The sequence below is a fragment of the Streptomyces sioyaensis genome (genome assembly GCF_004122735.1).
GTDB classification, from domain to species: domain Bacteria; phylum Actinomycetota; class Actinomycetes; order Streptomycetales; family Streptomycetaceae; genus Streptomyces; species Streptomyces sioyaensis.
The window spans coordinates 82,477-107,866 of the sequence record NZ_SDIF01000015.1; the positions used below are offsets into that span (position 1 = coordinate 82,477).

General features: G+C 68.5%; 19 protein-coding genes and 2 pseudogenes. 13 read left to right on the forward strand and 8 right to left on the reverse strand.

Features of this window, described 5'->3' with window-relative positions:
- Positions 1-493: 493 nt before the first annotated feature.
- Positions 494-2,056, reverse strand: coding sequence for an alkaline phosphatase D family protein (locus EST54_RS08045; RefSeq protein ID WP_129246490.1), 1,563 nt, complete (start codon positions 2,054-2,056; stop codon positions 494-496).
- 390 nt (positions 2,057-2,446) lie between these two features.
- Here EST54_RS08045 and EST54_RS08055 point away from each other — a divergent pair, with 390 nt between their 5' ends.
- Positions 2,447-2,710, forward strand: coding sequence for a hypothetical protein (locus EST54_RS08055; RefSeq protein WP_129246492.1), 264 nt, complete (start codon positions 2,447-2,449; stop codon positions 2,708-2,710).
- A gap of 207 nt (positions 2,711-2,917) precedes the next feature.
- Here EST54_RS08055 and EST54_RS08060 read toward each other — a convergent pair whose 3' ends face one another.
- The 3 genes from EST54_RS08060 to EST54_RS08075 form a co-directional block, all read right to left on the reverse strand.
- Entirely contained in the window at positions 2,918-3,598 is a 681-nt protein-coding gene (locus tag EST54_RS08060; RefSeq protein WP_129246494.1) for a hypothetical protein, read from the reverse strand.
- A 1,201-nt stretch (positions 3,599-4,799) separates the two neighbouring features.
- Positions 4,800-6,770 (reverse strand): helicase associated domain-containing protein, encoded by a 1,971-nt coding sequence (locus tag EST54_RS08070; RefSeq protein ID WP_244942470.1) that lies wholly within the window; start codon positions 6,768-6,770, stop codon positions 4,800-4,802.
- 186 nt (positions 6,771-6,956) lie between these two features.
- Positions 6,957-7,880 carry a transposase family protein gene (locus tag EST54_RS08075; protein WP_129246526.1) on the reverse strand — a complete coding sequence of 308 codons (924 nt, stop codon included), beginning with the start codon at positions 7,878-7,880 and terminating at the stop codon, positions 6,957-6,959.
- Between the two features lie 83 nt (positions 7,881-7,963).
- Between EST54_RS08075 and EST54_RS08080 the strand changes: the two genes are divergently transcribed.
- On the forward strand, positions 7,964-8,419 hold the full coding sequence (locus tag EST54_RS08080; RefSeq protein ID WP_161989263.1) for an ASCH domain-containing protein: 456 nt from the start codon (positions 7,964-7,966) through the stop codon (positions 8,417-8,419).
- Here the strand turns inward: EST54_RS08080 and EST54_RS08085 are convergent.
- Positions 8,394-8,861 (reverse strand): DEAD/DEAH box helicase family protein, encoded by a 468-nt coding sequence (locus tag EST54_RS08085; protein WP_392567419.1) that lies wholly within the window; start codon positions 8,859-8,861, stop codon positions 8,394-8,396. The two genes, EST54_RS08080 and EST54_RS08085, sit on opposite strands and share 26 nt — an antisense overlap.
- A gap of 203 nt (positions 8,862-9,064) precedes the next feature.
- Between EST54_RS08085 and EST54_RS08090 the strand changes: the two genes are divergently transcribed.
- Together EST54_RS08090 and EST54_RS08095 are read left to right on the forward strand one after the other, a co-directional pair.
- Complete coding sequence (locus EST54_RS08090; RefSeq protein WP_244942471.1) at positions 9,065-9,499, forward strand: hypothetical protein; 435 nt, start codon at positions 9,065-9,067, stop codon at positions 9,497-9,499.
- Between the two features lie 941 nt (positions 9,500-10,440).
- Positions 10,441-12,966, forward strand: a complete 2,526-nt coding sequence (locus EST54_RS08095; RefSeq protein ID WP_129246497.1) for a DEAD/DEAH box helicase — start codon at positions 10,441-10,443, stop codon at positions 12,964-12,966.
- Between the two features lie 381 nt (positions 12,967-13,347).
- Here EST54_RS08095 and EST54_RS08100 read toward each other — a convergent pair whose 3' ends face one another.
- The gene (locus EST54_RS08100; RefSeq protein ID WP_129246499.1) at positions 13,348-16,722 is read right to left on the reverse strand and encodes a pyruvate carboxylase; all 3,375 of its coding nucleotides are present in this window, start codon (positions 16,720-16,722) and stop codon (positions 13,348-13,350) included.
- A gap of 733 nt (positions 16,723-17,455) precedes the next feature.
- On the opposite strand from EST54_RS08100, the pseudogene EST54_RS08105 reads away from it, so the two are divergent.
- The 3 genes and pseudogenes from EST54_RS08105 to EST54_RS08115 form a co-directional block, all read left to right on the forward strand.
- A pseudogene (locus tag EST54_RS08105) lies at positions 17,456-17,818 on the forward strand (IclR family transcriptional regulator); the annotation flags it as partial.
- Positions 17,819-17,825: 7 nt separating this feature from the next.
- Positions 17,826-17,972: pseudogene (locus tag EST54_RS08110) on the forward strand (ATP-binding protein); the annotation flags it as partial.
- A gap of 272 nt (positions 17,973-18,244) precedes the next feature.
- A complete protein-coding gene (locus tag EST54_RS08115; protein WP_129246501.1) occupies positions 18,245-18,694 on the forward strand; it encodes an SRPBCC family protein in 450 nt (149 codons plus the stop codon).
- Between the two features lie 360 nt (positions 18,695-19,054).
- Here EST54_RS08115 and EST54_RS08120 read toward each other — a convergent pair whose 3' ends face one another.
- The gene (locus EST54_RS08120) at positions 19,055-21,313 is read right to left on the reverse strand and encodes a SpoIIE family protein phosphatase (RefSeq protein WP_129246503.1); all 2,259 of its coding nucleotides are present in this window, start codon (positions 21,311-21,313) and stop codon (positions 19,055-19,057) included.
- A 505-nt stretch (positions 21,314-21,818) separates the two neighbouring features.
- Between EST54_RS08120 and EST54_RS08125 the strand changes: the two genes are divergently transcribed.
- Complete coding sequence (locus EST54_RS08125; protein WP_203525501.1) at positions 21,819-21,992, forward strand: hypothetical protein; 174 nt, start codon at positions 21,819-21,821, stop codon at positions 21,990-21,992.
- Between the two features lie 139 nt (positions 21,993-22,131).
- Positions 22,132-22,758 (forward strand): PadR family transcriptional regulator, encoded by a 627-nt coding sequence (locus EST54_RS08130; protein WP_129246505.1) that lies wholly within the window; start codon positions 22,132-22,134, stop codon positions 22,756-22,758.
- 124 nt (positions 22,759-22,882) lie between these two features.
- On the opposite strand, the gene EST54_RS08135 is transcribed toward EST54_RS08130, so the two are convergent.
- A complete protein-coding gene (locus tag EST54_RS08135) occupies positions 22,883-23,497 on the reverse strand; it encodes a hypothetical protein (RefSeq protein ID WP_244942472.1) in 615 nt (204 codons plus the stop codon).
- Between the two features lie 152 nt (positions 23,498-23,649).
- Between EST54_RS08135 and EST54_RS35840 the strand changes: the two genes are divergently transcribed.
- The 4 genes from EST54_RS35840 to EST54_RS08150 all read left to right on the forward strand — a co-directional run bounded on the left by EST54_RS35840 (position 23,650) and on the right by EST54_RS08150 (position 25,317).
- On the forward strand, positions 23,650-23,781 hold the full coding sequence (locus EST54_RS35840; RefSeq protein WP_275416134.1) for a hypothetical protein: 132 nt from the start codon (positions 23,650-23,652) through the stop codon (positions 23,779-23,781).
- 131 nt (positions 23,782-23,912) lie between these two features.
- Positions 23,913-24,092 carry a ribbon-helix-helix domain-containing protein gene (locus tag EST54_RS08140; RefSeq protein WP_129246509.1) on the forward strand — a complete coding sequence of 60 codons (180 nt, stop codon included), beginning with the start codon at positions 23,913-23,915 and terminating at the stop codon, positions 24,090-24,092.
- Position 24,093: 1 nt separating this feature from the next.
- A complete protein-coding gene (locus EST54_RS08145; RefSeq protein WP_129246511.1) occupies positions 24,094-24,438 on the forward strand; it encodes a VOC family protein in 345 nt (114 codons plus the stop codon).
- A 21-nt stretch (positions 24,439-24,459) separates the two neighbouring features.
- A complete protein-coding gene (locus EST54_RS08150; RefSeq protein WP_129246513.1) occupies positions 24,460-25,317 on the forward strand; it encodes a class I SAM-dependent methyltransferase in 858 nt (285 codons plus the stop codon).
- The last annotated feature ends 73 nt before the right edge of the window (positions 25,318-25,390 follow it).

Genomic DNA, 25,390 nt, shown 5'->3' on the forward strand with positions numbered 1-25,390 from the left:
GGTGCCCCCGGCCACCCGAGGCCGGCTGTTACGCCGAGTACGTCAGCGGCAGAGCGTTGCCGAAGGCCGGGCACACGGTGCCGCGCAGCAGCCGCGGGAGCAAGGCGGTCACTCTGGCTGGGGCCGTGCCCGCCGCCACTGGCTCGTGCGAGCGAGGGAGGCGATGGTGCCGATGAACCACGACTGGACACGACTGGATGAGTACGGAAGCCACCGCGGAAACGAAGGAGTCGTGTGACCCAGGTTGTCCAGACTTCCAGAGCTCATCGGTGAATCAGGCGGCGCCCTGGAAGTGGATGAAGTCTCTCGCGAGGTAGTGCAGTAGCCGTAGAGGTGTGACAGAGCCGGCTGTCTGGACAAGGAGCGGTTGTCCGGAAGTAGGTGGCCGCCTGGTGGTCCTTGCTTGGGTACTGGAGTGAAATAAGCCGGCAAAGCAAGGCCGGGACGCGAGGGGCGCGTCCCGGCCTGCGGCCTTCCTGGTCCTGCGGATTCCTCAGCGCTGCGGGTCGATTCCCACGGAGTAGAGCGCCTTCCCGTCGATGTCGCGCAGCCGTACGGTCATGATCTCGGACGAGCCGTCGATGTCGACCTCGCCGAAGTACTGGTAGCCGTACGCCGGATTGTTGTGCTCCGTGTCGGGGGCGAGGGACTGGAAGCGCACCTGCGGGCCGAAGGTGCCGTCGAGCTTGTTGGGCTGGTTCGCGACGAGGGCGTTGAGCGGTCCGGAGACGAACTCCCAGAACGGCGTGAAGTCCTGGAAGGCCGCCTTGTCCGGGTCGTAGTAGTGGGCGGCGGTGTAGTGCACGTCCGCGGTGAGCCAGACCGTGTTGGTGATGTGCCGCCGGTGGATGAAGGACAGGATCTGGGCGATCTCCCCTTCGCGGCCCAGCGGAGCGCCACCGTCGCCCTGCGCTATCGCCTCCTGGGCGGCGCCGTCCGGCACCACGAGCGCCAGCGGCATGTCCGCGGCGATCACCTTCCAGGTTGCCCGCGAGGCCTCCAGCTCGCGCTCGAGCCATGCGACCTGCTTTGCGCCCATGATCCCGCTGTCCGTGGCGGGTCCGGTGTTCGCGCTGTTGGCGTCCCGGTAGGTGCGCATGTCGAGTACGAAGACGTCGAGGAGCGGCCCGTGCCGGATGACCCGGTGGACGCGGCCGTCGGCGCTGGGACCCGTCTCGATCGGCAGGTACTCGAAGAGCGCCTGCCGGGCATGGGCGGCGAGGACGTCCACGCGCCGCTCGGTGTATCGGGTGTCGGTGAGCACTTCGCCCGGGTACCAGTTGTTGAGGACCTCGTGGTCGTCCCACTGGTTGATCTGCGGGACGGCCGCGGCGAAGGCGCGGAGGTTCTCGTCCATGAGGTTGTACTTGTGCTGGCCGCGGAACTCGGCCAGGGTCTCGGCGACCTTGGACTTCTCCGGGGTCACCAGGTTGCGCCAGATGCGGCCGTCCGGGAGGGTCCGGGTCTCGGGGATCACCCCGTCGGCATACCAGAAGTCGCCGCTGCACAGGAAGAAGTCGGGGTCGTGCTCCGCCATGGCCCGGAAGATGCGGTAGCCGCCGGCGTCCGGGTTGATGCCCCAGCCCTGGCCTGCCAGGTCAGCGGACCAGACGAAGCGCACGTCGTCGCGGACCGCGGGCGCCGTGCGCAGCCGGCCGGTCGCGGGCTGGCTCACGAGCGAGGCGTCGCCGGGGTCGGCGAGCCGCACCCGGTAGTGGACGTCGCTCCCGGCGGGCAGTCCGGACAGCTTGACCTTGCCGGTGAAGTCGGTCTCGGCCGTGAGGACTGGGCCGGGTATGGTCACCGACCGCGCGAAGTCGGGGCGGGTGCTCACCTCGACGGCCATCCGGGCGGGCCGGTCGGCCCGGGTCCAGACGACGCCGCCGTGCGCGGTGACGTCGCCGCTCTGTACTCCGTGGGTGAGGGCGGGGCGCCCGCTCCGTACGAGGGCTGGCGTGGCGAAGGCGGGTCCGGCGCTTGCGAGGGCGGGTGACAGGGCGGCTCCGGCGCCCAACAAAAGGCCGGATCGCAGGAGTTGGCGTCGCTGGATTGCCATGGTCAGTGCTCCCTGGGTGGCTCGACGGCACGCAAATCTGCACGACTTCGCGCCTTTCTACTCACCCGCGGGAGCCGACACCCCTCGGCTCGGTGAATGGGCGGGGGCGCCGGGCCCAACTAACCCGAGCCACACGAAGAAACGGACAGCGACCGATGACCTGCGGATCGCACCCGACGAGGGAGTGTGCCGAGTTCAGATCCTCACAGCGCCGGCTTCGACACTCTGATCGTCTGGCCGTCAGAGCGCAGCAGCCCCCTCTGGCAACGGTCCGGATTCCAGCCCTCGGAAGAACTGTTGGAACTGCCGCTCGACACCTGATGAGATCCACTCCCGATACACGGCCTAGGTGAGGCTGCTGGCGAGCAGTGAATCCAGACGAAGTGGGCCTTGGCCTACTGGCTCGCCGGGTGCACGGTGGACGGTTCCCTCGACCCTGCGACCGGCGCCTTCCGGATCTGGCGCGACGTCGCCTGGGACCTCGATTACCCGGACGCACTTCAGCCGCTCGTCGTGTGCGCCTACAACCTCGACGACTGGATGACAGCTGGGGTGTACCAGTTGAAAAGCTCAAGAAAGAAGCGATCGAGCCAGCAGCACACTGCCTGGCCCAGCAACCACAGGCTGAGCACGACTGAGCCCCGGCTCCGGTGACAGGCACGCCAACCGCAGGTATGAGGTGCCGACCGCACGCCAGTGGAGGATCAAATGGGGCGGTACACGGCCTGACATGCGACGTCACCGCGAAACCACTGCGGACCAGAGGAATTACGCTCGTAGTTCTCGCTGGTCCGCAGTGTTGTCCATGCACTGTGCCCTGGATGCCCCCGCCGAGGGCACATCCAGGAGGGGCGCCGGACGTCAGTGCTGCTGGGCCTTGCGGCGGTGGCGGAACGCGAGGTAGCCGCCAGCTGCGAGGAGCATGGCAGCTGCCGTGGACAGCAGGCCGACGGGAGCGCCGTTGCCGGTCTCGGCGAGGTTGCCGCCGCCCTGTGCGGACGGGGAAGCCGAGGGCGCAGCAGGCGCTGGGACGGCGCTCGAGGTGGCGGACGACGTGGGCGAGGCGATCGACTGCGCGGGGCTGGACGGGGTAGCGGATGCCGACGGCTTGCCGCTGCCAGGCTGGGTGGTGTCGTCCTCGCAGTCGGTCCAGAAGACCTTGTGCTTGGCCCGGCCGTGCTCGCCGTCAAAGTTCCAGAACAGCTTGTAGTGGCCGTCGGGCAGGGACAGGTCCTGCGTACGGCTGTGCCCCTCGTCGTCGAGTGTCAGGGAACCGGTCTTCACGGTCGTGCCCTTGACGTCGGCGGTCGGGGCCCAGGCTTCGATGTGCCAGTCGACCTGCTGGCCGCCGTCGAAGCCGAAGGCATCGAGGTAGAAGGTGCACACGTGGGGCTCGTTCTTGCGGAGTTCCTCGCCGGTCTTGGCGTCGTGGATCTTCACGGTGCCGTTGTCGCCGGGCGTAGTGGCGTGCGCAAAAGGGGCGAGTAGCAGGGCCGCGGCCACGGCGGCCGTGAGCGTGCCTGCGGAAACAAACGGGCGCATGGGCATTCCATCGGGGGAAGAGGAGGGTTGCCGTGGGGGGCGGCTCAGCTTCCTGCGCCCCCAGGAGACCGTCAAGGCACCTCAAAACACTTATGCCACATGGCGCATCACTCGCCCCATTAGTCCCGCATAACGATTGGGTACGGGCACCGCTGCCCTCAACTGCGTCCTCGTTAGGTGCGATGTGCCGGTTTGGTGTCAGTGGGTGAGTGTCAGTGACGGCATGTCAGGTCGGGATTTTTTCGCTGGTCGGGCGTTGAGGAAGAGCGAGGTCCGCACCGTGTGGCGCTGGCTGGATGCGGCGCGGACGGAGGGCCGTGTGGAGCCCAGGCCGCGGCCACGGCTGGAGTTGTCCGACCAGGCGTGGGAGGTCCTTGCGCAGGCGGGCGGGAACGTGTCCGTGCTGCACCGGCATTTGAAGGCTGCGGGGGAGAGGTGCCCTCTCTGGCGTCGTTGCACCGGGAGGTGCGCCGGGATTTGGAGGCCGGCAGGGTCCTGCCGGACCGCGCGGTGGTGCGGCGGGAGCGGGAGGAGCAGCAAACGCGGCAGGCGCTGGCGGCGGCGTCCCCAGTCCTGCCGTCGGGGGAGAGCGGTGCGGTGGCGGGTGTGGCGTTGCCGGCGGAGGGCGCGGTGTGCGTGTTCGGCGATCCGGGCCGGGGCAAGACCGCAGCCGCGCGGATAGCGCTCCGTGAAGTACCCCCGGGCTGGAAGGTGACGTGGGTGCCGGTGTGCCCGTCGGTGGCTGGCATGAGCGGGCGGTGTTCGACGCTCTGGCGCTGCTGGGCCGCTTCCCGCACACATCTGCGCTGGCCGACGCCGCGGTCGCGGAGGCTCTGGGCGAGGCGCGGGTGCTGGTGGTCGATGAGGCACAGCGCCTGCCCGTGCCGTGCCTGGAGTACCTGCAGAGCATGTGGGACCACCCCGGCACACGGATCACCTTGGTGTTGTGCGGAGCGGGCAGCGAGCGGGCGCTGTCCCGGCTGCCGCAGTTGGCATCGCGCATCGGCGCGTGGCAGGAGGTTCCACGCCTGGCCGCAGCGGAAGCAGCGGACGTGATGACCGGCTTCCATCCACTGTGGCGTACCGTCCCGGCCGCATTAATCGTCATTGTGACGCGTATGGGGGTCTTCCTCGCCGCGCGAGGTGAAACACGAAGGTCCGCACAGAGCCTGTGCGGACCTTCGATGATGATTATCGAGGGCTACGACCACCGCATCCCGATCGCGGACAGCTGCTCCACCCGCTCCGGTGACAGTGTCGCGGCCCGGCTGCGCTGGTTCCCGATCCATGCCCCGAGCCGGTGCTCCCGTTCCTCCTGGCTCTCGCCGACGGCGATCCGTTCGACGTGCTTCCTCGGCACCCGTAGGTGTCCCTCGCGTTCGTAGAACTGCTTGGCGGCCGCGTAGTTCATCGCCCATTTGTCGGCCTGTGTACGGCGCGGGGGCGGCTTCTCGTCCTCGGCCGCGGGCTCTATCCCGAGGACCTGCTCACACATCCACTGCTGGACGATGGTGAGGTTGTCCCAGCCGAGCCGGACCGAGCGCACCCACCGGCCAAGGTCCTCGCCCTGGTGCACGACGTCGCCGGGCTCGGTCGGCAGCGGGCGGCCGGCCTCCAGGTGGAGCCGGACGAGGTGGAAGGCGCGCTGCCACTCCACCGGCCAGGCCGGGCACCACGACGCGTCGATGTCCTCCAGCTGCTCGTGCCGCTCGTCCGACAGCGCCCCGGCCGACGACTCCACCGGCAGGCCCTCGGCATGCCGTTGCTCGTTCTGCTGCGCCTTGCGGGCGGCGGCCCGCGCGTTCTTCAGCCAGATCCCCACCCGGTAGCCCTGGAAGGTGGCGTCCAGCGGGGCCAGGAGGTGGCCCGCCTCGGCCGCCCACCCGCGCGCCGCTGCGAGACCTTCCTCCCACGCGACGTCGAAGTGCGACCAGACCATGCCGAGCTTCTCCAACTGCCGCGCGCGGTCGGCGTCCATGTCCCCACGGGCGTAGAAGCGGCGTGCGTCGGCGATCCATTGCCCCAGCGGAAACCCGGCGAGGGAGGCCGGCCACCCCTCGGCCTCCACCGCCTGGTCGTCGCCGGCGGGCACGCGGTAGGTGAATGGCACCTTCAGGTCGCCGTGTTCGCGGACGTAGATGGCGGCGGCCTCCACCCCGCGGCGCCAGTGCTGATGTTCGGGGTTCACCACGCGCAGGTTGATGAACGCAGCCAGCTGTGCTGGGTCGCGGGGTGTGCTGAATTTCAGCAGTGCCCGGGCCGGCGCCGAGAGTCCGTGCTCGCGGCTCTCCTCCCCGCCGCCGTTGCCTCCCGAGCGGCTCTGCACGCCCGTGGAGCGGCTTTGCGCCTGCGGCTGGGCCAATGCCTCCACCACGCGGGCGTCGTGCGCTCTGAGGGCTTCCAGCAGCTTCGCCAATCCGTCGAACGCCCGGGAGGTGAGCATGTTGTCCGCTGTCTCCCCGGGCCCGAGCAGGACGGGCACCACGAGGGATGCGACCTTGCCCTCACCGGGCTGCATCCGCAGCGCGCGGCCCACGGCCTGGACGAGGTCGGGCATGGAGCCGCGGACATCGGCGATGTACACGGAGTCACAGTGGCGCGTGTCGACACCCTCCCCGAGTACCTTCACCGACCCCAAGTAGCCCTTCTCCACAACTGTGCCATCCGTGGCGATCCCGGCCGCGAACTCGCCCAGCACCCGGCGGCGATGGTTCGGCTTGTGCTCGCCGCACAGCCAGTCCGCCCAGATCATCTTGGGGCGCGACTCGGGGTCGGCGGCATGCAGCTGCGCGGCGACGTGCGGGAGGCCGGCCGCGAACGCCTCGGCCTCCTTGACGACGTGGTGGAAAACGAGCGTGCGTCGGAAGTTCTCCTCCGAGGACGCCTTGACGAGTGCGGTCTTGAGCGCGGCGAGCCGGGCGCCGCGGACCTGGTCCGAGCGGCCCTCGGCGCCCAGGAGCCGGGCTGCTTGGAGCTGGGTGTCGGTGATGTCCACGCACACCACCTGGTACGGCGCGCAGATGCCCCGATCGATCGCCTCGGAGAGGGTGAGGGTGTAGCAGCGAGCCCCGAACGGCCCGTCCGGATCGTCCTCCATGCTCGCCACCAGCTCGCCCGGCGCGCCCCGCTTGAAGTCCTCATCCAGCTGCCACAGCCGGGGCGTGGCCGTCATGTACAGCCGCCGGAGGGAGGGGATGCGGGTGTTGTCGTGGACGACCGCCCAGGGCTTGCCGATCCGTCCGGAGGTCCGGTGCGCCTCGTCGACGACAATCAGGTCCCAGCCCGGAAGGCCGTCCTTACAACGTGGTGCGCGATTGAGGGTGGGGCGTGCTGGCCTGGAGAGTCGTCGGGTGGGTGATCACCTCTCGGCGGCACGGTCGGAGACCAGGCCAGCGATGGCCGAGTGAATCTCGTCGTAGTACTCGCGGCGTCCGATCCAGCGTTGCAGGGGCCGCCACTGCTTGTGCTCGGCGTTGCCGTGCTCGACGCAGATCCGCTCCGAGGACTGCTGGTGTCGGGCCCTTTCCCAGACGGCCAGTTCCTCGGGGGTGGCGTCCTTGTTCGGTTTCTTCGGAGGCGCCTCGACCTGGTTGGGGAAGTCTCTGGCCAGGCCCAGATAGCCGGCGTCGACCTTGGCCCTGACCCCGGGGAACTGCTCGAACAGATCCCAGATGCCCTCGGTCTTCAACGCCGTCTGATCATGCATGCGGCCGGGCCGGAACGCCCCGGTCCACAGCGTGCGGCCCTTCCCGTCGGTGATGACGGTGGCCTTCTTGGTGTTCTGCCTGCGCTTGCCCGAGATGAAGGTGCGCCGGCCGGGCTTGTTCGCCCGCGGGCGGCGGACCTGGACCTCGGTGCCGTCGATCCGCAGCTCGACGCCCTTGGCAGCGGCGTACGCGAACACGTCCGCAAGCGTGCGAAGCCGCAGGTCGGGCTGGCCGGGAACGACGAAGCCCCGTGCGGCAAGCAGTGGACGGATCTCGTGAACAGCGCGGGTGATTGTGGAGCGGTCCACGTCGTAGAACAGGGCCAGGGCGGCGTGTGGGAGTTGAAAGCGCAGGATCACCAGGGTGGCGATCATTCGATCGGTGAACACCAGCTCGTGGTTCGGTCCGGCACCGGCCGCGCGCAGACGCTCGTGGCCTCGACGTTTGTGAAGCCGCCCTGCTTCGGAGGCCATCCAGGGGCCGGCCAACTCTCCGATCAGTGCACCGAGTCGACGCCGGGACAGACCGGTGCAAATACGATGGGAAAGGGCCGTGCGGGCCAGGTATTGCGTCACAACAACACCCAATCCGCGCGGTCCCCACCACGTCACGGCCCACTCCTGCCGGCCCGCGCAGCATGGGCAGTTACCGTGACCGCATGACGACTGACGCCACCCCACCCGCGAACCTCGCATCGATGCCCAGGGCCGAGTTCGCCTTCCCCGGCCCGCTGCGCGACCAGCTCGTCGCAGCGATCCTCAACGGTTCCAAGACCTCCACCACAGGACTCCTTGTCGACTACGAGCATGAGAGGGAGCCCTTGCCGAAAGTCGGGAGCCGTTCGGTGGTCATCGACTCGGATGACCGTCCGGTCGCGGTCATCGAGATCACCGGCGTGCGTGTCGTCCCGCTGGCGCAGGTGGATCTCGCTCACGTGGTGGACGAGGGGGAGGGGGACACCAGCGTGGCCGAGTGGCGGGCGGGCCACGAGCGGTTCTGGCACAGCGAGGAGGTGCGCGCTGCGTTGGAGGACCCCAAATTCACCGTGGACGACACGACGCTAGCGGTTCTGGAACGCTTCCGTCTCATCACCGACCTTCGCCTCGCCGATTAATCATCCGCCTATCGCTCACCACGTCGTTATGTGCGCGCTCCAGCGTCCCGAGCCCGAGCGAGGCGTACGTGGCGAACACCGTGACGCGGTCGAACGGGCGCACCCAGTCGACCAGCTCTTCCACCTCCGTGGTGTTGGGGAAGGCCACCTCATCCCCGCGCAGGGACGAGACCCCGATCATCGGGCCTCTACGGCCGCCCTCGCGCCACGCCACCTCGGTTTGGGCCAGCAAATCCAGCGAGGGCACCAGCACCAGCACTCGGCCCGCCCGAAGCTCCTCCGCGCTGCGCACAGAGACGAGGCTCTTGCCCGAGCCGGTCGCCAAAACCATCTGAGTACGCAGCCCACGCGCGGACACCCACGAGCCCACAGCCGGTTCGAGTGCACGGCGCACCGCGTCCACGGCCTCCCGCTGATGAGCCCGCAAAACCACCTTCGTCACGCTGGCTCCCTTCATCCTGAACGATCTCGCCCATTCGCCGGCATCCGACCGCTGGAGTGGTGGCCGTCTCGCATTCCATAGCCTATCTGCCAATGAGAATGATGCAAAAGAAAGCCGCACCCATGACAACCCGGCGCCACCTCGCCACGGGTTAGGCTCGCCGGATGCAATGGGGGCCACTTATAAGCACGGTAGTAGGCGCGGTGATCGGTGTTCTGGCGACCCTTGCCGCTGACCTGTCCCGCGCAAAGCGCACCCGTCAGGACAGTGAGCACAACGCCCGGCGCCAGCTCTACGCCGACTACCTTGCCGCCCTGGCAAGCACCAGGAATCATCTCCGACTGGCCGCACGCTCCGCCCATACGCCACCCGAGGAGCGGGCTCGCAAGGCCATCGAAGCCTTCAAAGAGGGAAACGCCTACGAACTGCGGTACCAGGTAGCGCTCATCTCCCCGCGATCCGTTATCGAAGCATCCACCGCAGCCTTCCGGGCCTTGAGAGATCTACGAGACCTGATCGAGGAAGGCGCACTCCACACCGAGCCCAGCTACCTCGATCTGAGGGACTGTTGGGAAGAGCGCTTCGCTGAACTCCGCACCGTCATGCGCAACAACCTCAACAGCTCCCCACCCCGATAGCCAGCCGCCCGCGTCAGCGGGCTGGCCTGGAGGCGGAGCCGGAAGGCCAAGGGGAGCGAAGCGACCCGTTGCGCGAAGCGCAATCAGATCCCAAGCGGAGCGCGGGATCTGACGGCCCGAAGGGCCAGCTCGCGGCGAAGCCGCGAGCAACTGGGGTGCGCAGCACCCCAGCCCGACCCGCGGAGCGGGTCCCACAGCGCTGCGCGCTGTGCAAGCGAACCACCTCGCTCCGCTCGGTGGTTCCGACCCGCTCCGCGGGTCGGGCTGGGGTGCTGCGCACCCCAGTTGCTCGCGGCTTCGCCCGCGAGCTGGCCCTTCGGGCCGTCAGATCCCGCGCTTCGCTTGGGATCTGAGTGCGCTTCGCGCAGCGGGTCGCTTCGCTCCCCTGGCCTTCCGGCTTCGCCTTCAGGCCGGCCCGCTTGCGCGGGCGGCTGGCTAGGGGGCTGGGGGCGGTCAGGGTGGGACGTTGGATCTTGCTGGCGTATTAGGGCGAGTCCGTTGCTCAGGTACTTGTCAGCTGATGGCTCATCAATGCGTATGGGGTGGGTCAGTTCGCCGCCTGCTGCGGCGAGGGTCCAGCAGCTGCGGGGGCGCTGCGCGTCGAATCGGATGAGGGCATTAATTCCCTGTTCCCCGAGCCATTTCAGGATGGAGTGGGGGTGTCTTTTGTAGTCGCTGTCGGAGTCTGTCGGCCGGTTCTTTGCTCTGGCCATGCCGGTGAGCATACTGGTCGCCGGGTGTTTGATGGCTTCCTTGAGGTATTTGCTTCAAAAGATTTAGTAGATAGACTCTGGAAAGAGAGTACTCCACCGATGAAGCGTTCGGGCCCGCCGGAACCAGCTTTTCGCGGGACTGCTCAGAGGAATCTACATGCAGGTTTCTTGCCGTTCTTTGCCCGACTCGACCCGACCCTCCGTCAACCAGGAGAAAGCAGACCGGATATGGCAGCAAAGAGGCTTCGTCCTCATCAACGGGAAGCCGTCGATGCCGTTCTCCGCGCCCTGGAATTGCCTGCAAGATCGCTTGTGCCTGAGCGGGGGCTCCGCACTCAGGTGATCATGGCGACCGGGTCCGGGAAGACCCAGGTGGCGGTCTGCAGTGCGGAGGAGCTCCATGCGAGCCGTGTGCTGGTGCTCGTGCCCTCGCTGGATCTGCTTGCCCAGACCGAGGCCGCGTGGCGTGAGGGAGGTCGCCGGGGCCCGGTGATTGGGGTCTCGTCCCTTCGGGGTGAGGAGGTGGGCTTCTCCAACACCACTGACGCGGATGAGTTGGTGGAGTGGACGAGAGGCCTGGAGAAGGTCACCGTGTTCGCCACGTACGCCTCGCTCGGGCTGGGCACGCTGGAGCGCGCGCACGCCGCCGGCCTTTCCGCCTGGGACCTGATCGTGGTCGATGAGGCGCATCGCACCTCGGGCCGGCTCGGGAAGCCGTGGGCGGTGGTCCACGACAACGCCCGGATCCCCTCGTTGCGCCGCCTGTACATGACGGCCACCCCGCGGCTGTGGCAGCTCGGGGAGGAGGAGGGCCGAGAGGGCGCGCCCGGCGCGCTGGTGGCGAGCATGGAAGATGACCCCGCCTCGCCTTTCGGCAGCAGGTGTTTCACTTTGACACTCTCAGCCGCCATCGACAGGGGGATTTGTGCCCCTTATCAGGTGGTGTGCGTGGATGTGACGGATACGCAGTTCCAGGCGGCGCAGCTTCTGGGCGCGGAGGGCCGGTCGGACGAGATGCGCGGGGCCCGGCTCGCTGCCCTGCAGACTGCTCTGGTGAAGGCATCGGCGGAGGAGAGCTTCCGGCGCACGCTGGTGTTCCACCACCTGACGAGGGAGGCTGAGGCTTTCGCGGCCGGCTTGCCGGGCGTGGCGGCGCAGTTGCACGCCAGTGACCCGGAGTTCTACCCGGAGACTGTGTGGGCGGACTGGTTGTGCGGGGAGCACAAGCCGCTGCACCGCCGCCGTGTGCTGGGCGAGTTCGCCGAGGGGGTCGCTGCGGACGGCACGGTGGTGGAGAAGGGCTATCTGGGGTCGGTGAGGGTGCTAGGGGAAGGTGTCGACACCAAGAATTGCGACTCGGTGTACTGGGCGGATGTGCGCGGCTCGATGCCGGATCTGGTGCAGGCGGTGGGACGGGCGCTGCGGATGCAGCCGGGCGAGGGGAAGGTTGCTTCGCTGGTCGTGCCGGTCCTGCTCGCCCCCGGCGAGACGGCCGACAACATGCTCACGTCCAAGGCGTTCGGCGGGCTGGCCAAGCTTTTGGAAGCGCTCCGGGCGCACGACGCTCGGGTGGTGGAGGCGTTGGCCGAGGAGCAGGCGCCCAGTCGCTCGCCCAAGGGCCGGGAGGCGGGCGAGGGCGGGAAGAGTGGTAAGGGGAGCGGTGAGGGCTCCGGAGGCGTCAGCGAGCCCGCCAGGCAGCTCCTGAAGTTCTCCACGCCGCGCGACCCGGCCGCGCTCGCCGCGTTCGTCAACCTGCGCGTCCTGAATCCGGAACGCGAGCACTGGCGGCGCGGGGTGGAGGCCGCCGTCATCTATGCCCGGGAGCACGGTGACCTGCGTGTGCCGTTCACGTATCGCGTCCCGGCCGGGGACGAGGCCGAAGCCGAGAAGTGGCCGGCCTCGCTCGCGGACTTCCCGCTGGGCCAGTGGACCGCCGACGCCAGGCGCTTCTACGCCCGTGGGGACATGGACGCCGACCGCGCGCGGCAGTTGGAGAAGCTCGGCATGGTCTGGTCGCACTTCGACGTCGCGTGGGAGGAAGGTCTCGCAGCGGCGCGCGGGTGGGCCGCCGAACACGGTCACCTCCTGGCCCCGCTGGACGCCACCTACCAGGGCGCGAAGGTGGGCATCTGGCTGAAGAACGCGCGCGCTGCCGCCCGAAGAGCGGTGGAGAGCGAGCAGCGGCGGGCCGAGGGGCTGCCGGTGGAGTCGTCGGCGGGCGCGCTCACCGAGGCGCGGCGCGAACAGCTGGAGGACATCGACCCGTCCTGGTGCCCGGCCTGGCCGGTGGCATGGCAGCGCTGCTTCCATCTCACCCGGCTGCACCTGGACGCCGGTGGGAGCCTGCCCACCGCGGCGGGTCACGTCGTACGGCAGGGCGAGGATCTCGGGCGATGGGTCACATCAGCCCGCCTGGGGTGGGACAGCCTGAGCACCGTGCAGCAGTGGATGTGCGAACACGTCCTCGGCATCGAACCTGCGACCGAGGACGAGAAGCCCAAGCCGCGCACCAGCCAGGCTGACAAATGGACCGCCCACCTCGCGGCCGCCCGGCAGTTCTACGAACGCGAGGGACACCTTCGAGTGCCGCGCAAGCATGTCGAGACGATCACCGTGGGTGGGGCCCACGGCGAGGACCAGGAACAGCGGCCTCTCCGGCTGGGTGCCTGGATCAGTAACCAACGGTCCCGGGCTGCGACGCTGGCCCCGGAGCGCGTGGAACAGCTCTCCAAGATCGGCATGCGGTGGGCATGACCGGTCTTCGCTGAGGAGAGGAGGCGGGTCGTGCCCGCCCGCCCAGGAGCGACGTAAGCGTCCCCGTGCTCCAGGTGCCTGTCGCCGGATCGACGCGGTGGCGGCGGCTCGTCGTAAGGGAGAGGGGGCAGTGAGCATGGCACCGGGTCTGGATACCCCGCGGCGGATGCCACGGGGTATCCGCGCGGGGGCAGTTCATGCCCGGGCCGCCACGCGTTCGGTCAGGAGCCGCGTTCCAGCGGGCTCCGGCGCGGACGGAACGGCGAGGCGGGGTGCGCCCGGCCCGCCGGCGGGCCGGGCGGGCTCGACCGGTGTGAAGACCGTGGCCGGCCCGGCCGCCCGCTGCCGGCGCCTTGGGTCGCCTGCGTTCGGGGAGGCGGTTCACCCGAGGGCGACGAGGAGATCGCCTCCCTCGACCTGCTGGATCTGGTTGATGGCCAGCCTGGTCACCCGCCCGGCCTTCGGGGCGGTGATCGCGGCTTCCATCTTCATCGCCTCGATGGTGGCCACGGTGGTGCCGGCCGCCACCTCGTCGCCCTCGGCCACCGCGAGCGTCACCACTCCGGCGAACGGCGCGGCGATATGGCCCGGGTTGGCCCGGTCGGCCTTCTCCGTCACCGGTACGTCGGCAGCCGCAGCGGTGTCGCGTACCTGGATCGGCCGCAGCTGGCCGTTGAGGGTGGACACCACGGTGCGCATACCGCGTTCGTCGGCCTCGCCGACGGCCTCCAGCTCGATCAGGAGCCGTACCCCGGGCTCGAGATCGACGGCGTACTCCGTTCCGGAACGCAGCCCGTAGAAGAAGTCCTTGCTCTCCAGGACACTGGTGTCGCCGTAGGCCTGACGGTGTGTCTCGAAGTCGCGCGCCGGCCCGGGGAACAGCAGCCGGTTGAGCGTCGCGCGCCGGTCCTGCTCCAGTCCGCTACGGTCGTCCGCGGTTAGTTCCTGCACGGGCCTGGGTTCGGCGCGGCCTTGAAGCGCCTTGGCGCGGAACGGCTCCGGCCACCCGCCGGGCGGGTTGCCCAGCTCTCCGCGCAGGAAGCCGATGACGGAATCGGGGATGTCGAACTCGTTGGGCGTCGCCTCGAAGTCCTTCGGCTTCACCCCGGCGCCCACCAGGTGCAGCGCCAGGTCCCCGACCACCTTGGACGACGGGGTCACCTTCACCAGACGGCCCAGAATCCGGTCGGCGGCGGCGTACATCGCCTCGATCTCCTCGAAACGGTCGCCCAGGCCGAGCGCGACTGCCTGCGTACGCAGGTTGGACAGCTGCCCGCCGGGGATCTCGTGGTGGTACACACGGCCGGTCGGCGACGCCAGACCCGCCTCGAAGGGCGCGTAGATCCTGCGGACGCTCTCCCAGTACGGCTCCAGGTCCCCGACCGCCTTCAGATCCAGCCCGGTGGGCCGTTCGGAGTGGTCGGTCGCGGCCACGATCGCCGACAGCGAAGGCTGCGAGGTGGTGCCGGCCATGGACGCCACCGCACCGTCCACCGCGTCCGCGCCGGCCCGGATCGCGGCGAGGTAGGTGGCCAGCTGACCGCCCGCGGTGTCGTGGGTGTGCAGGTGCACCGGCAGGTCGAACTCGCGGCGCAGGGCCGATACGAGCGTCTCGGCGGCCGGAGCGCGCAGCAGCCCTGCCATGTCCTTGATGGCCAGGACCTGGGCACCGGCGTCCACGATCTGCTCGGCCAGGCGGAGGTAGTAGTCCAGGGTGTACAGCCGCTCGGACGGGTCGGACAGGTCGGCGGTGTAGCACAGGGCGACCTCGGCGACGGCCGTTCCGGTCTGGCGTACGGCGTCGATGGCGGGCCGCATCTGGCCGACGTCGTTGAGCGCGTCGAAGATCCGGAAGATGTCGATACCGGTGGCCGCGGCCTCCTGCACGAAGGCGTCGGTCACCTCGGTCGGGTACGGCGTGTAGCCCACGGTGTTGCGGCCGCGCAGCAGCATCTGCAGGCAGATGTTCGGGACGGCTTCACGGAGTGCGGCCAGGCGCTCCCAGGGGTCCTCGGCGAGGAAGCGGAGCGCCACGTCGTAGGTGGCGCCGCCCCAGCACTCCAGGGACAGCAGCTGCGGCATCGTCCGCGCCACCACCGGGGCGACGGCGAGCATGTCCTTGGTACGGACCCGGGTGGCCAGCAGTGACTGGTGGGCGTCGCGGAAGGTGGTGTCGGTGACGCCGATGACCGGTGACTCCCGCAGCCACCGGGCGAACCCTTCCGGGCCGAGCTCGGCGAGCCGCTGCCGGGAGCCGGCGGGCGGTTCGGTGGCGGGCAGGGGCGGCAGTTTGGTGATCGGGTCGATCAGCTCGGGTCGTGCGCCGTGCGGCTTGTTCACCGTCACGTCCGCGAGGTAGGTGAGCAGCTTCGTGCCGCGGTCGGCGGAGTGGCGTGCGGTGAGCAGGTGCGGTCGCTCTTCGATGAACGACGTGGTGACGCGCCCGGCCCGGAAGTCCGGGTCGTCGAGCACGGCTTGCAGGAACGGGATGTTCGTGGCCACGCCACGGATGCGGAACTCGGCCACCGCGCGCCGGGCCCGGCCGATGGCGGTGCTGAAGTCCCGGCCCCGGCAGCTGAGCTTGACCAGCATCGAATCGAAGTGCGCGCTGATCTCCGTACCGGCGTGCGTGGTGCCGCCGTCCAGACGGATCCCGGAGCCGCCCGGCGAGCGGTAGGCGCTGATCCTGCCGGTGTCCGGGCGGAAGGCGTTGGCGGGGTCCTCGGTGGTGATACGGCACTGCAGAGCGGCGCCGTGCAGCGCGACCGTGTCCTGCGCGAGGCCGAGATCGGCCAGCGTCTCCCCTGCGGCGATCCGCAGCTGCGCCTGGACGAGGTCGACGTCGGTGACCTCCTCGGTGACCGTGTGCTCGACCTGGATGCGCGGGTTCATCTCGATGAAGACGTGGTTCCCGTCGCGATCGAGCAGGAACTCCACGGTGCCCGCGTTGCGGTAGCCGATCTGTTGGGCGAACCGCACGGCGTCGGCGCAGATCCGCTCGCGCAGCGCCGGGTCGAGGTTCGGCGCGGGCGCGAGTTCGATCACCTTCTGGTGCCGGCGCTGCAGCGAGCAGTCACGCTCGAAGAGGTGGATGACCTCGCCCTGCCCGTCGGCGAGGATCTGCACCTCGATGTGGCGGGGATCGACGACGGCCTTCTCCAGGAAGACAGTGGCATCGCCGAACGCGGACGCCGCCTCGCGGGCCGCCGCCTCGATGGACTCGCGCAGCATGCCGGGGTCCTCGACGCGGCGCATACCGCGTCCTCCGCCGCCGGCGACCGCCTTGACGAACACGGGGAAGCCGATGTCCTCGGCGGCACGGACCAGTGCGTCCACGTCGCTGGAGGGCTCCGAGGAACCGAGCACCGGTACGCCGGCCGCGCGTGCGGCGGCCACCGCGCGCGCCTTGTTCCCGGTCAGCTCCAGCGTCTCCGCACTCGGCCCGACGAACGTGATACCCGCCTCCTCGCAGGCACGCGCCAGGTCGGGGTTCTCGGACAGGAACCCGTAGCCCGGGTAGACCGCGTCCGCGCCCGCCTGGCGCGCGGCACGGACGATCTCCTCCACGGAGAGGTAGGCACGCACCGGGTGCCCCGGCTCGCCGATCTCATGGGCCTCATCGGCCTTCAGCCGGTGTAGTGAATTGCGGTCCTCGTGCGGGAAGACGGCAACGGTTTTCGCGCCCAGTTCATAGCTGGCGCGGAAAGCGCGAATCGCGATCTCACCACGATTGGCGACCAGTACCTTGCGGAACATGCTCGATCCCTTCAGCCTGCCGTTGACGGACACCGTAGTGTCCGCGACGGGCAGGTCAGCCACCGGGCCCGCAGTGACTTGTTACCTGACCAGGCCCATTGCACCTCGGCAATCGGTCGGCATGCCCCCTGTCGGAGGTGGCGAAACACGCTGACCCCTGGAAACCGGGCGTTCCCTCCGAACCCCTTCTGAACTACAGAAACACCGGTCAGTCCACCAAGGCGGTACGTGGGGTGAAGTCCGGTGTGAGTGGAGCCGAAGAAGCACTGCGTCCAGCTTCCGACCGGGTTGCGATACCCCTGCACATCCAGCTGTTCCCAGCCTCTCGCGTCCTGCACACCGAGCTCCTACCCCAAGCTGTGGGGCTGACGCGTACCACGAAGGACAGTGGTAACGGTCACGGTCGAGCCAGCCGAGGATCGCCGCGCCGCGCTGCCAGCAGGGATGGCCTGGTGGCTGTCGCCCTCCTGGGCACCGCCGACAGTCCTGGCCCAGCTATGAGGCAGCTGACACCAAGATCCGGACCATGCACGGACCAACGCCCGCCCGAAAGCCATCACAACCGCCATTTCAGCAGGTCAGCACCACCGGCCTCCGCGCTCCCCCATCCAGATCAGGTCCTCGCAGGCCCGCAGGCGGCATTGAGCCGGCCGAGAAGGGCCGGCATCGGGCATCCCATGGCTTCCTCTCCCGCGCTGGCTGTCGCAGCCAGGCCTCGCGGCATCTCCAGGAGTCCCGTATCGGCGGCAGCCTGCCGTTGAGCTGCACCGCCGTGGGCAAGGCTCTGCCTGCCTTCTGCGGCGACGAGCTGACCGAGGAGGTGCTCGCCTGGCCGCTGCCGAGCCTCACGCCGCACTCGATCACCGACCCGGCACGGCTGCGCATGGCCCTGGAGAAGATCCATGTCTCGGGCCTGGCCTACGAGGAGCAGGAGGCCGCACTCGGGGTGAGCTGTATTGCGGCTCCTGTCTTCGCCAGCGGCACCATGGTCGCCGCCCTCTCGGTCGCCGTACCGCGCTCCCGTTTCAGCCCTGCGCAGCCGGCTCCCGCGGTGCGGACGGCGGCCCTGGGGCTGTCCCGCGTGTTGCGCGGTGGAAGCGCCGTGGACCAAGACGTTCACGGATCCTCGCCTCCGCGCGGCCATCGTCGACCGCCTGACCTTCAACGGCACGATCATCGATACCGGCACCGACTCCTACCGCCTCGCCAGCACCCGGGCCCGAGCAGAAGAGCCTGCTGCTGCCAGCTGACTCCTGCGGGGGTTCCGTCTCGACGGCCCGCCGCCCTCACGGGGACGCTGTTGGTTGATTCGGGCCGAGCGTGACGTCGGGCTCGTAGACCTGGTTGTGGTCTTCGAGCCCGACGTTGTTGTGCCGGAGCGGGTGCCGTGTCGTTGCAGCCGAGGGTGTCGGGGAGATTCCGCCACCTCGCGCGGTCCTGGAGAAGCGCCGCCGAGTCGGAGATGAGACCTGCGTTCGACCCGGGCAAGGGCCCGGGAATACCCGGCGTCTAGGGTGAGCTTGTGCAGCATTTCGAGGTCGTGACAGCCGTCGCCGCACCCCCGGACCAGGTGTTCGCGGTGTGCCTGGACGTGGAGGCGCATACCCGCTCGATGGCCGATTCGTCGGAGCGAGCGGTTGGCGGCAAGACCCGGGGCGAGCTGGCGCTCGGTGACACGGTGACCTTCCAGGCTCGCCATCTCGGCAGGACCTGGCGACTCAAGGCCCGCATCACCTCCTACGACCGGCCCCGATGTTTCGTGGACGAGCAGGAGTCCGGACCCTTCAAACGATGGCGTCACGCCCACCACTTCGAGCCGGACGGCACCGGCGGCACCATCATGCGAGACGTCATCGACTTCGCCTCACCACTGGGGCCCGTCGGACGCATCGTCGACAGATTCCTCCTGCGCCGGTACATGCCCCACCTCATCAGAATCCGCAACGCCTACCTGGCGAGCACGTTCAACTGAGTGGCCGGGCCAGGCACTCCCTGCTCCACTGCAAACACCCCGCGCCGCCGGTGGACCGGGGCGGACGCGATGCGTCTCTGCCCAGCCGAGCAACCCGACGGGACAGAGCACCGGGGCCCGAATTGACCATCAGCGTCCCCTCACGGGCGGCGGCCATCCCCTGCGCTGACGTCATTTCTCGTGAACATTCCCGAGCCCGTCGACCTCCAGATGCTGCCCAAAGTGCCGGACAAATGCTGCTGCTGAACGAAGGGGCCGCAGTGGTGCGGCCGAGCGAGAATCCGGCTCCCGTAGCGTGCCGCTGCTCGCGCTCGCGGGCCGTGCCGGCCCGTCCGCCGCGCCGGATCCCGCGGCACGGGTTCACGGCGTGCTGAGCTCGAACCATGTCGTCTTGCCGCGCCCGGCAGGCGAACTGCCCCAGGCTTCCGCGAGGGCATCGACGATCAGCAGTCCGCGTCCGGACTCGGCCTCCTGGTTGTCAGTCTCGCCGGCGGTGAGGATCTCGGTGGGCACAGGTGGATGCGGATCGCTGTCCCGCACTTCGACACGGAGCCTGTCCGGGTACTGCCGCAGTCGCAGATCCACCTCGCTGTGCGCATGGATGAGTGCGTTGGTGACCACCTCGCACGCCAGCAACTCCATACTGTCCAGCAGCGGCATCAGGTCCCACTGGTCGAGCGTTTCGCGCATGAAATGGCGTACGTGTGCCACACCGCGCAGGTCATGACGCTGGATCGAGGTGCGTGCCACCCGGCCTTGACCATCGGGCCGAGCTCCTTCGTAACGCATCACCAGCAGGGCGACATCGTCGGCCTGCGGTGGGCGCGGAGTGCAGTGCTGTGTCAGACGGTCCGCCAACACCTCAAGGTTTTGCGTGCAATTGTCGGCCAGCACACGGGTCAGCCGCCCGAGGGCCGTATCCACCTCCACCCGACGCGTGTCCAGCAGACCATCGGTGAACAAGGCCACAACCGACCCCGGCGACAGGACGATCTCGCTCTGCCGGTACGCGGCATGCGGGTCGACGCCCAACGCCGGTCCCACGGGCGGCTGCACCGGGGTGATCCGGCCGTGCGCGTCACTGATCAGCGGCCCCGGGTGGCCGGCAGTGGCCAGGCTGGCGCTTCCGAGTGCCAGATCCAGCCAGAGGCAGCAGCAGGTGGCGTACAGGTCGGTGTCCAACCCCGCGAGCAGGTGGTTGCTCCGCTCCAGCACCCCTACCGGGTCGTGCCCCTCGGCGGCGTAGGCGCGTGTCGCGCTGCGCAGCTGGCCCATGGTGCCCACTGCTTCCAGGCTGTGGCCTTCCACATCTCCGATGACGAGCCCGATGCCGCCTCCGGGCAACTCGAGGATGTCGTACCAGTCGCCACCCACCTCTGCGCCTTCGTTCGCGGGCAGATACCGGGATGTGGCGACCACCTCGGGCAGGTGCGGCAGGCTGCGGGGCAGCAAGGTGCGTTGCAGGCTCTGCGTGAGGGTGTGCTCGATCTCGTAGGAACGGGCCCGCTCCAGGGACAGCTCCACCTGCTCCAGCATCATGACCAGGACGGCCAGTTCCTCGGAGGTCAGGGTGGTGCCGGGGGTGTCGAGGTCGAGGGCGCAACAGCCCACCGCTCCTGTGCTGGAGACCAGGGGAAGGTAGGCGCGGGCCTGGAAGTCAGGAGGGCGGCCGGCGTGGGGGTACGCCGTGGAGAACTCATCCACCGTGGGGAAGAGTTTGGCTTCGGCCTGGGTGATGGTGTCGGTCTCGGGGGTGTGCTCGGACAGGAGCGTTCCTTCGATCTGATGGACCGCCTCCCGCGGGAAGCCCGCGGCACCCACGACGTGCACACGGCCCTTTTCGGCGAGGGACAGCATGAGCCCCCGTACTCCCAAGGGCCGCACATGGGCCTGTACCGCCGCGACGATGTCCCGGATGCCCCGTGCCGCGGTGAGCTCGAAGGCGAGCTTGTGCAATTGGTAGAGGTAGGTATTGCTCGCTATCAAGCCATCGGCCGGTTCTTCCCACAGCTCCTGGACGGCGGCGTTCTGGACGTCCGCGGTCAGCCGGCGGGGCGCGGTGTCGGGGGACGGCGAGACGAACCCGGGGACGAAGGGGGGATCCGAGGTCGCTCCTTGTTCGGCCAGCTTCTCGAGCTCGGCTGCCAGCTCGTCCGCGACCGCCAGCAGGTAGTCCAGGCTTTCCGCGGAAATCGTCCGCGCAGGCGTCCAGCGCAATGTGAGAGACCCGAATCGCCGCCGTGGCGTCCGCACCGGCGCGGACGCCAATACCGTGGTGAACGGAATATGCAGGAGAACTGCCGGCGCTTGACGAGCGTGATTCCGCACCTCCGGATCATCGATGAACACCACCTCGCCCGACTGGTGGGCTCTGGCGCTGGCGAGCGAAAGATCGTCTGCCGCCATCGACGGCAGGATGGTGAAGCTCAAGGGCGTGCTCATGGTCATCGCCGCGACCAACGACCGGGCGTCCGAGGTCAGCAGATAGGCAGTACACGTCGCGGGACCCAGGCGTGCGTCCAGGCGGCGCAGCGCGGATGCCATGACCTGGTCCCACTGCGCCTGCAGCCGTCCGGCAACCGCCTGAGCGGCTGATTCGGAGAATTCGGAGGCCACCATGAGGTCCACCTTGGGGTATGCAAGACGCCCAGCGTGAAGTGCCGAAAGTGGACACCCTGGCCACGCTGTCTTCTTCCATTATGGGTCCGCCCCGGTCGGCACGACTTCGGTGCGACGCATCGGCTTCCCGGGTTTCGGCGTCCGATGATCCGCCTCACCGACCGCCGCCCGGCACCGGTCGGCCGTCCCCCGCACTGGTTCACACCGGCGCCGCAGACGGCTGCACCGAGCCCGCATCAGGCGCTTCCCATGTCTCTGAGCGCGGCACCTGCCGCAATTTTCTATGTAACTAATTACATAGTGACAGGGCGATGCTTACCATCGGCTCACGCTCATCGCGCGGGGCGCCAGGAGGTCGACGAGAAGCGCAGGGCGTCACTGGAGGCTTCTCCCCCAGGTGGATTTCATCTTCGTTCCAGACGACCAGTCTCGACGTTCCAGCAGGCAGTGACTGAATTTCGAAGTTCTCTCCCGCCTGGAGGTCCCGGTGCTCCTGATCCACGGCATGCAAGACGTGGTCATCCCACCGTCCAGGACCTACGAGCTGCTGGACATCCCGACTGCGGACGCGCATCTCTTCAACCGATGCGGCCATTGGTCCCAGGTCGAGCGTGCAGCCGACTTCAACGCGGTGGTACGCCAGTACCTGGAGGCACACGGCGTGCTGTCCCCGACATGATGACAAGTGCGGGATGTACTGGTTCCCGATCGCTTCTGCAGGTTCCCATCAAGTACTTCCAGGGCTCCTGTCGACCATATGGGAGCGAGAACGGAAATAGCATACGTCCTCGACCCGTCGAGAAAGGTTGTCCTCATCCATGTCGCTGGAACATGCCATTCTTGGCTGGCTGACCACCGGTCCCGGGACCGGCTACGACATCGCCCGTCAACTCGACCAGGGACTGGGGTGGTTTTGGACGGCCCCCCACAGCCAGATCTACCCGAGGCTGAAGGACATGGAGGCCCGAGGCCTGATCACCTCGACCAGCGAGCGGATCGGGGCCAAGTCTGCGAAGCGAACCTACGAAATCACCCCGGACGGGCGCCATGCCATCCGGGAATGGGCGGAGGCGTCTCCAACATATCCCCCTAACAGGGACGGAGAGCGCCTTCGGCTCATTTTCGGTGATCACGGCAACCTCACTGCCCTGCGTGCCCACTTCGAGACCCATCGGCAGCACTATCAAGAACGTCGTGACAGCCTGTCGCGGTTCCTCCATGAGGTCTCCAGCCGCCAACACCCGAGAATCGAGCGACGAGTCGCCAACGCTCCGGACGAGGCACAGCAGGAACTCGTCCTCGCCTTGCGCGAGATGGCCTATCGCGGAGATCTCCACCGAGCCGAAAACGAGATCCTGTGGGCCGCCGACTGTCTGCGCTGGCTCGATGCGTTCGAGGTACGTCACCGGCTCGCTGCGCACGGATCCGGAACAGAGGAAGAATAGGCGCCCGCGCCGCCAGGAAGGCTGTATCGCAGCAGAGGGCGGCGGGAAACGGTGACGCGGTGGATCACAGACGGCAATTTCCGGGAATCCAGCCGCCAGTTCGCCGCCACAGGGACTGCCCCGGTCAGCTGTGCCGGGACCCGTCCTGACGATCAGGGCTGCGAGGGTGTCCGGCCGCTTGTCTCCTTGCCCGGGCACGGCCGATGAGCCACGCGCTCAGGCATACCAGTACCGCTGCCCCGGCTCCGTACACGGGGAGCCAACGGGTCGTCGTGGCTGCCAGGCAGTCGGCCACCGCGTTGTGGCGCTGGAAATGGGCGTAGGCCAGCGCGGCTGCTTCGTCGCCGGTCGGATTCGTCAAGGCCACACGGCTGCCCTCGTAAGCACCCACCCCCACACACCCACTACGGGTGCCTGGCATCGGGAACAGCCACTTCCAGCGCTGCATCATGGGAGCCACCGTGATCGCCGCGCACAGGCCAACGACCAGCGAATAGGCCGCCAGATTCCGTGCGTAGGCAGGCTTGAGGCCGGGCGTCCAGGCCGGGAGTCGGTAGAAGGAGAAAATCACGGCAAGGAGCGTGACTCCGATGTATGTGGCGAACCACTCCCAGGCGCCCTGCGCGAGGGCGGCTGTCAGCACGGCGGCGAGCGCGATGCCGATGACTCCGTACGGGGCACTGTCACCGGCGCGGGAAGATACGGAGTTCCGGGCTCCTTGAGGGCTTGGCGCGTTCACGGTGTCTCCTGCCTCCTCCAAGGCCCTCAGTGTGCGGGCTCGCAGCGCCTGGACCTGACACCGTGCGGGGACTGTCCCGCAAACCCGCCCGATTGGCGGGGTGCGCCGTGGTACGGGGAGCCGGTCTTGCGGGGCAGTCTTCAGGTGCCGTTGTGGCCATCGGCTGCCTCGGCAAGGAGGCGCGGACCGTGGTGCGCACGTCGTTGACCATGATCGTTCCGAGTGAGGTCGAGGAGTCCGGCAGCGGGGACTGCCGGCGGGCGCATCACTCGGCGGGGCCCTGAGGCCGGGACACGCCCAGCGGCGGTGGCGCCGGTGACCCGCGGCTACGGCACCGGGACGAAAATCACCGGCTCGGGTTGGTTCGCCGCATCGACGCCTAGTATCTAGCTTGCTAGGTTGCTAGCATCTGCTTGTGGGCGACAAGGAAGTCAAACAGTTCAACGTGTACCTGCCGATCGAGCTGATCAAGCAGGTCAAGTACCGCGCCATCGAGTCGGGCATGTCGTTGTCGGCGCTGGTCGCTGACGCGCTGCGTGCCTACCTCGACAACACCCCTGAGCAAGGACAGCAATCGACCGAGAAGGAGACCTGACATGGCGACCGAAGGCATCGAGGCCGTGTTCCTGACGACCCACAACTGGGGTAAGGCGGCGAAGTTCTTCCAGGCACTGGGCTACGAGTTGGAGTTCTCGACCGACCACAACTCCGGCCGGCTCCGCAACGGCCACGGTCCGTACATCTTCATCGCCGAGATCCCTGAGGACCAAGAGCCCCAGACGCAGATCGTGCTGAAGGTGCCCGACGCGGACGGGTTCCGTCCCGATCCTGCCGTCGAGGTGGTCACGCCGTTCGAGGACACCCATTTCGGGACCAAGGAGATGACCGTCCGCGACCCCGACGGGCGCCTGTGGAGCCTCCAAGCTCCCGCCAAGAACTGACCACCACGAAAGGGGAACACCATGGCAGAGGAGCAGACCCAGGCACCGGACAGCACCGCGGTGCGGACCGCCCTCTGGCGGGCCATGCACGTCCAGGTCGACCCACCGCCGCACGTACTCAAGGACGAGATCGGTCTGCAGCTGGCGGCCCCGGGCGATGACTGGCGGCGCCGCCCCGACATGGACCCGCGCGCCACCAGCGCGTTCCGGGCGGCCATGGTGGCCCGTGCGCGTTTCATCGAGGATCTGATCACTGAGCAGGCCGACCGCGGAGCCGCCCAGTACGTCATCCTGGGAGCGGGCCTGGACACCTTTGCCCAGCGCAGGCCGGAGGTCGCCTCCCGCCTACGGATCTTCGAGGTCGACCAGCCCGGCCCGCAGGCCTGGAAGCGCCATCGCCTGGTCGAACTCGGCTACGGCATCCCCGACTGGTTGCACCTGGTACCGGTCGACTTCGAGGCGAGCGAAGACTGGCTGAAGCAGCTGGCCGCCGCCGGCTTCGATGCCGGCCGGCCGACGGTCATCGTCTCCACCGGCGTCTCCATGTACCTCACCAAAGAGGCCACCACGGCCACCCTGCGCCAGATCGCCGGGCTCGCACCCGGCTCGACACTCGCCATGACCTTCCTCCTGCCCACCGAACTCCTCGACGACGCCGACCGCCCCGGCCTCCGGGCCAGCAAGGAAGGCGCACAAGCATCCGGAACACCGTTCATCAGCTTCTACACCCCACCCGAAATGCTGGAACTGGCCCACGAAGCCGGCCTCAAAAACGCCCGACACATCTCGGGAGCCTCCCTGGCCCACCGCTACTTCGCCGATCGCACCGACGGCATCCGCCCCTCAAGCGGCGAGGACCTACTACTGGCCACCACCTAGTGACCTGAGTCGAAGATTCGTCGTTGGTTGGGTATGAGTCGTCCAGGTCCGAAGATTCCGCCGTTGTCGGTCA